Annotated in this window: 6 protein-coding genes; all 6 read left to right on the forward strand. The window is 59.1% G+C overall.

The genetic code is table 11. From position 1 onward, the window contains the following. The coding region (locus VU18_RS19320; RefSeq protein ID WP_047757802.1) for an amidohydrolase family protein at nt 1-453 on the forward strand (453 nt) is incomplete at its 5' end. Between the two features lie 2 nt (nt 454-455). Continuing rightward, nucleotides 456-1,550, forward strand: a complete 1,095-nt coding sequence (locus VU18_RS04925) for a carbamoyl phosphate synthase small subunit (RefSeq protein WP_047757735.1) — start codon at nt 456-458, stop codon at nt 1,548-1,550. Then, nucleotides 1,543-4,740 carry a carbamoyl-phosphate synthase large subunit gene (gene carB, locus VU18_RS04930; protein ID WP_047757736.1) on the forward strand — a complete coding sequence of 1,066 codons (3,198 nt, stop codon included), beginning with the start codon at nt 1,543-1,545 and terminating at the stop codon, nt 4,738-4,740. The genes VU18_RS04925 and carB overlap by 8 nt, the downstream gene beginning before the upstream one ends. Further along, nucleotides 4,737-5,510: a dihydroorotate dehydrogenase electron transfer subunit gene (locus VU18_RS04935; RefSeq protein WP_047757737.1), complete on the forward strand. Its 774-nt coding sequence runs from the start codon at nt 4,737-4,739 to the stop codon at nt 5,508-5,510. The genes carB and VU18_RS04935 overlap by 4 nt, the downstream gene beginning before the upstream one ends. Beyond that, on the forward strand, nt 5,507-6,448 hold the full coding sequence (locus VU18_RS04940; protein WP_014195403.1) for a dihydroorotate dehydrogenase: 942 nt from the start codon (nt 5,507-5,509) through the stop codon (nt 6,446-6,448). The genes VU18_RS04935 and VU18_RS04940 overlap by 4 nt, the downstream gene beginning before the upstream one ends. After that, nucleotides 6,420-7,153, forward strand: a 734-nt coding sequence (pyrF, locus tag VU18_RS04945; RefSeq protein WP_042381432.1) for an orotidine-5'-phosphate decarboxylase, incomplete at its 3' end; no start/stop codon positions are given. The genes VU18_RS04940 and pyrF, both read left to right, overlap by 29 nt.

The raw sequence follows: 7,153 nt of genomic DNA on the forward strand, positions 1-7,153 counted from the left end.
AACCCGCCGCTGCGCAGCCGCGCGGACCGCGAGGCGCTCATTGAGGGCCTGCTCGATGGCACGATCGATTTTATCGCTACGGACCACGCGCCGCATACGGCTGCGGAAAAAGCGAAAGGCATCGAGGCGGCGCCGTTTGGCATCGTTGGGCTCGAAACGGCGTTTCCGCTCTTATATACCCATTTCGTCAAAACAGGCGTGTTTACATTAAAGCAGCTTGTCGATTGGCTGACGATCAAGCCGGCGCAATGTTTTGGCCTTAAGGCCGGGCGGCTTGCCGTCGGGGCGCCGGCGGACATTGCGGTCATCGATTTGGAAACGGAAGAAGCGATTGATCCCGAGACGTTTGCCTCAAAAGGGAAAAATACGCCGTTTGCCGGCTGGGTGTGCCAAGGCTGGCCGGTGATGACGTTTGTCGGCGGTACACTCGTATGGGAGAAAGGAAGGGCGTAAAGATGAAACGGCAGCTGATTTTAGAAGATGGTTCGTTTTTTGTCGGCGAAGCGTTTGGCAGCTTGAAAGAGACGACCGGCGAAGTCGTGTTTAACACCGGCATGACCGGGTATCAAGAAATTTTGACCGACCCGTCGTATTGCGGGCAAATTGTGACGATGACGTATCCATTGATCGGCAACTACGGCATCAACCGCGATGACTTTGAAGCGATCCGCCCGTACGTGCACGGATTCATCGTCAAAGAAGCGTGCCTCATGCCGTCCAACTGGCGCGGAGAACTGACGCTGGATGAGTATTTAAAAGAAAAAGACATTCCGGGACTCGCGGGCATTGACACGCGCAAACTGACGCGCCTTATCCGCCAATACGGAACGTTAAAAGGGATGATCTGTGGGCTAGATGTCGATCCGGTGGAAGCAGCAGCCAAGCTGCGGGCGATGGAGTGGCCGCGCGACCAAGTGCGGCGCGTCTCAACAAAAAGCGCCTACCCAAGCCCGGGGCGCGGCGAGCGCGTCGTCTTGATCGACTTTGGGATGAAGCACGGCATTTTGCGCGAACTGAACAAGCGAAACTGCGATGTCATCGTGTTGCCGTACAATGCGACGGCGGAAGACGTGCTCAGCTGGCATCCGGACGGAGTGATGCTGTCAAATGGACCGGGCGACCCGAAAGACGTGCCGGAAGCGATCGAGATGATCCGCGGGATTCTCGGCAAAGCGCCGCTCTTTGGCATCTGCCTCGGCCATCAGCTGTTCGCGTTGGCGTGCGGGGCGAATACGGAGAAAATGAAATTCGGCCATCGCGGCTCGAACCATCCGGTCAAAGACTTGCGCACCGGCAAAGTCGCCATCACGGCGCAAAACCATGGGTATACGGTCACGCACGAGTCGCTTTCTGGCACGCGTCTTGAAGTGACGCATGTCGCCTTAAACGACGGCACGGTCGAAGGGCTCCGCCATCTCGATTTCCCGGCGTTTACGGTGCAGTATCATCCGGAAGCGTCGCCGGGGCCAGAAGATGCCAATCCGCTGTTTGACGAGTTTTTGGCGCTCATCCGCCAGTTCAACAAGAAAGGGGAAGTCATCCATGCCTAAGCGCCGCGACATTGAAACGATTTTAGTCATCGGCTCGGGGCCGATCGTCATCGGCCAGGCGGCCGAGTTCGACTACGCAGGGACGCAAGCGTGCTTAGCCCTAAAAGAAGAAGGATACAAAGTCATTCTGGTGAACTCAAACCCGGCGACGATCATGACCGATACGGAAATCGCCGATAAAGTGTATATGGAGCCGCTGACGCTTGAGTTTGTCGCCCGCATCATCCGCAAGGAGCGGCCGGACGCGATTTTGCCGACGCTTGGCGGCCAGACGGGCCTTAACTTGGCGGTCGAGCTCGCCAAAGCCGGGGTGCTCGAGGAGTGCGGCGTCGAAATTCTCGGCACGAAGCTTGAAGCGATCGAAAAAGCGGAAGACCGCGAACAGTTCCGCGCTCTCATGAACGAGCTTGGCGAGCCGGTGCCGGAAAGCGCGATTATTCACAGCTTGGAAGAAGCGTACGCCTTTGTCGAACAGATCGGCTATCCGGTCATCGTCCGTCCGGCGTTCACGCTCGGCGGCACGGGCGGCGGCATTTGCACGAACGAAGAAGAGCTTGTCGAGATTGTGTCAACCGGCCTGAAGCTGAGTCCGGTGCACCAATGCTTGCTTGAACGGAGCATCGCCGGCTACAAGGAGATTGAATACGAAGTGATGCGCGACGCCAACGACAACGCGATTGTCGTCTGCAACATGGAAAACATCGATCCGGTCGGCATTCATACGGGTGACTCGATCGTCGTCGCCCCGAGCCAGACGTTAAGCGACCGCGAGTACCAGCTGCTCCGCAACGCGTCGCTTAAGATCATCCGCGCCCTTGGCATCGAAGGCGGCTGCAACGTCCAGCTGGCGCTTGACCCGGACAGCTTCCGCTATTACGTCATTGAAGTGAACCCGCGCGTCAGCCGCTCGTCGGCGTTGGCGTCCAAAGCAACGGGGTATCCGATCGCGAAACTGGCGGCGAAAATCGCCGTCGGGCTGACGCTTGACGAAATGATCAACCCGGTCACCGGGAAAACGTACGCCTGCTTCGAGCCGGCGCTCGATTATGTCGTCACGAAAATTCCGCGCTTTCCGTTTGACAAATTTGAATCGGCGAACCGCCGCCTTGGCACGCAAATGAAAGCGACCGGCGAAGTGATGGCGATCGGCCGGACGTTTGAAGAATCGCTGTTAAAAGCGGTTCGTTCGCTCGAGATCGGCGTGCACCATCTCGAATTGAACGAAGTAAAAAACGCGGCGGATGACGTGATCGAAAAACGGATCCGTAAGGCGGGCGATGAACGGCTCTTTTACATCGCCGAGGCGCTCCGCCGCGGGGTGACGGTGGAGACGCTGCATGAATGGAGCCAAATCGACCGCTTTTTCCTGCATAAGATTCAAAACATCATCGAGATGGAAACGGTCTTGAAAAACCACCCGGGCGACCTTGACGTGTTAAAAAAAGCGAAGGGGCTCGGCTTCTCCGATGCGGCGATAGCGGCGTTATGGAACAAAACGGAGCGCGACATTTACGCGCTGCGCCGCCAACGAGGCATCATGCCGGTGTACAAAATGGTCGATACGTGCGCAGCCGAATTCACGTCGGAAACGCCGTACTACTACAGCACGTACGAGGAAGAAAACGAATCGATCGTGACGGAAAAACCGAGCGTCATCGTGCTTGGCTCCGGCCCGATCCGCATCGGCCAAGGGATCGAATTTGACTATGCGACCGTCCATTGCGTCTGGGCCATTAAGCAGGCCGGCTATGAGGCGATCATCATCAATAACAACCCGGAAACGGTCTCGACCGACTTCAGCACGTCGGACAAACTGTATTTCGAGCCGCTGACGGCCGAAGACGTGATGCATGTCATCGACCTCGAGCAGCCGATCGGCGTCATCGTCCAATTCGGCGGTCAGACGGCCATCAACTTGGCGGCGGAACTCGAGGCGCGCGGCGTCCGCTTGCTTGGGACAACGCTTGAGGATTTGGACCGCGCCGAAGATCGCGACAAATTTGAACAGGCGCTCTCGGAACTCGGCATTCCCAAACCGGCCGGCAAAACGGCCGTTTCGGTCGAAGAAGCGGTCGCCATCGCCGAAGAAATCGGCTACCCGGTGCTCGTCCGTCCTTCGTACGTGCTCGGCGGCCGGGCGATGGAAATTGTCTATAACCGCGAGGAGCTGCTTCATTACATGGAACACGCCGTGCGCGTCAATCCGCAGCACCCGGTGCTCGTTGACCGGTACATCACCGGCAAGGAAGTCGAAGTCGATGCCATCGCCGACGGCGAGACGGTCGTCATCCCCGGGATCATGGAACATATCGAGCGGGCCGGCGTCCATTCCGGCGATTCGATTGCCGTCTACCCGCCCCAGACATTAAGCGCGGAAGTGATCGACAAGATCGCGGATTACACGATCCGACTGGCGCGCGGGCTGCATATTGTCGGGCTGTTGAACATTCAGTTTGTCGTCTCGGGAAGCGACGTCTACGTCTTGGAAGTGAACCCGCGCTCAAGCCGCACGGTGCCGTTTTTAAGCAAAATCACCGGCGTGCCGATGGCGAATCTCGCCACGAAAGCCATTTTAGGGGCGAAGCTCGCCGACATGGGCTATGAGACGGGCGTCTGTCCGGTGCGCCCCGGTGTGTACGTGAAAGTGCCGGTGTTCTCGTTTGCGAAATTGCGTAACGTCGACATTTCGCTCGGCCCGGAAATGAAATCGACCGGCGAAGTGATCGGCAAAGACATGACGTTTGAAAAAGCGCTCTATAAGGGGCTCGTCGCCTCGGGCATCCAGATCCAGCCGCACGGGGCGGTGCTGTTGACGGTGGCCGACAAAGACAAAGAAGAAGCGGTCGAGCTGGCGCGCCGCTTTGCCGACATCGGCTATCAGCTGCTGGCGACGAACGGCACGGCGGAAACGTTGAACGCGGCCGGCATTCCGGTGACGGTCGTCAATAAAATCCACTCGGCGTCGCCGAACATTTTAGATGTCATCCGCCAAGGGAAGGCGCAAGTCGTCATCAATACGCTGACGAAAGGGAAGCAGCCGGAAAGCGACGGCTTTCGCATCCGCCGCGAAGCGGTCGAAAACGGCATCCCATGCTTGACGTCGCTTGATACGGCAAGGGCGATGCTGCAAGTGCTCGAATCGATGACGTTCTCGACAACAGCGATGACGGAAGGGCTGGTGCAGTCATGATCGGCCGCGAACGAATGACGGTCGCAAGCCAGCGGTTGATCGCCGAGCGGACGTATGAATTGACGCTTTCCGGCCGCCTTGTGCAAGAGATGAAGCAGCCGGGCCAGTTCGTTCATGTGAAAGTGGCCGCATCCGCCGATCCGCTCCTGCGCCGCCCGCTCAGCCTTTGCCGCATCGACCGCAAGCAGGGCCAATGCACGATCATTTACCGCCAGGAAGGGAAAGGCACGGCGCTGTTGGCGCAAAAACAGCCGGGCGACACGGTCGATGTGCTCGGCCCGCTCGGCAACGGCTTTCCGCTCGAGGCCGCGCCGGCGGGCAGCCGGGCGCTGCTAGTCGGCGGCGGCATCGGCGTCCCGCCGCTCTATGAACTGGCGAAACAGCTCACAAAGCGCGGCGTCAAAGTGGTGAGCGTGCTCGGGTTTCAAACGAAAGCGGCGGTCTTTTACGAAGAGGAATTTGCCGCGTTCGGCGAGACGCATGTCGCGACCGATGACGGCTCGCACGGAACGGCCGGGCGCGTCACCGATGTGATCGAAGCGCGCTCGCTCGAGTTTGACGTCTTGTACGCCTGCGGTCCGAAGCCGATGCTTCGGGCGCTTGCGGAACGGTTTCCGAACCGGCCGGTGTACTTGTCGCTCGAGGAGCGGATGGGCTGCGGCGTCGGGGCGTGTTTCGCCTGCGTCTGCCATGTGCCAGGGAGCGAGACGGCGTATAAAAAAGTATGCAGCGACGGCCCGGTGTTTCGGGCCGGGGAGGTGGTGCTATGAACCGGCTTGCGGTCGAACTGCCGGGTCTTTCGCTCAAAAACCCGATCATGCCGGCGTCCGGCTGTTTTGGATTTGGCCGCGAGTACGCCCGGTTTTACGATTTAAGCGTGTTAGGCGCCATTATGATCAAGGCGACGACAAAAGAGCCGCGCTTTGGCAACCCGACACCAAGGGTGGCAGAAACGCCGGGCGGGATGTTAAACGCCATCGGCCTGCAAAACCCCGGCCTTGACAAAGTGCTCGAAGAAGAACTGCCGTGGCTTGAACAGTTTGACGTACCGATCATCGCCAACATCGCTGGCTCGACGGTGGAAGAGTACGTCGAGGTAGCCGAAGCGATTTCCAAAGCGCCCAATGTCCATGCGTTAGAGCTCAACATTTCCTGCCCAAACGTGAAAAAAGGCGGGATTGCGTTCGGCACCGTGCCGGACGTGGCCGCGGAACTGACGCGGCTTGTCAAAGAAGTGGCGGCTGTCCCCGTGTATGTGAAGCTGTCGCCTAACGTTACGGACATCGTCGCGATGGCGAAAGCCATTGAACAAGCGGGTGCTGACGGCCTGACGATGATCAACACGCTCGTTGGCATGCGCATCGACGTGAAAACAGGCCGGCCGATTTTGGCCAACGGCACCGGGGGCTTATCCGGCCCGGCGGTGAAACCGATCGCCATCCGCATGATTTATGAAGTGAGCCAGGCGGTGTCGATTCCGATCATCGGCATGGGCGGCATTCAAACGGCGGAAGACGTGCTCGAGTTTTTCTACGCCGGCGCGAGCGCGGTTGCGGTCGGCACGGCCAACTTCGTCGATCCGTTCGTCTGCCCGACGATCATCGCCGACCTGCCGGCGCTGTTGGACGACCTCGGGATCGGCCACATTTCCGAATGCATAGGAAGGAGCTGGAAGACCGGTGCACACGCCGTTCATTGTCGCGCTTGATTTCCCATCAAAACAAGAGGTGGAGCGGTTTTTGCGGCCGTTTGCCGGAACGCCGCTGTTCGTCAAAGTCGGCATGGAGCTGTACTATCAGGAAGGTCCAGCCATCGTCGCGTTTCTCAAAGAACAAGGACATGCCGTCTTTTTAGACTTAAAACTGCATGACATCCCAAATACGGTGAAACAGGCGATGAAAGGGCTCGCCCGTGTCGGCGCCGATTTGGTGAACGTCCACGCCGCCGGCGGCCGGCGCATGATGGAAGCGGCGATCGAGGGGCTTGACGCCGGCACGCCAAGCGGAAGAATGCGGCCGCGCTGCATCGCTGTCACCCAGCTGACAAGCACGGACGAGCGAATGCTTCATGAGGAGCTGTGGATTTCCCGCCCGCTTGCGGAAACAGTCGCCCATTACGCCGCCTTGGCGAAAGAGAGCGGCCTTGACGGCGTCGTCTGTTCAGCGAACGAAGCGGCGTTCATCAAAGAACGGTGCGGCGCCTCGTTCCTTGCCGTCACCCCGGGTATCCGCTTTGCTGATGATGCGGCGCACGACCAAGTGCGCGTCGTCACCCCAAGGAAAGCGCGTGCGCTTGGTTCTGACTACATCGTCGTCGGCCGCAGCCTCACCCGCGCCGCCGATCCGCTCGGGGCGTATGCCCGCCTGCAACACGAATGGAACGGAGGAGAGAGAGAGTCAACTACCCCCACTTA

The organism is Geobacillus sp. ZGt-1 (assembly GCF_001026865.1).
Taxonomy (GTDB): domain Bacteria; phylum Bacillota; class Bacilli; order Bacillales; family Anoxybacillaceae; genus Geobacillus; species Geobacillus thermoleovorans.

Coding starts and splice junctions, on each gene's coding strand:
- carB (WP_047757736.1), top strand. CDS start 1,543: ATGCCTAAGCGCCGCGACATTGAAACGATTTTAGTCATCGGCTCGGGG.
- VU18_RS04940 (WP_014195403.1), top strand. CDS start 5,507: ATGAACCGGCTTGCGGTCGAACTGCCGGGTCTTTCGCTCAAAAACCCG.
- VU18_RS04925 (WP_047757735.1), top strand. CDS start 456: ATGAAACGGCAGCTGATTTTAGAAGATGGTTCGTTTTTTGTCGGCGAA.
- VU18_RS04935 (WP_047757737.1), top strand. CDS start 4,737: ATGATCGGCCGCGAACGAATGACGGTCGCAAGCCAGCGGTTGATCGCC.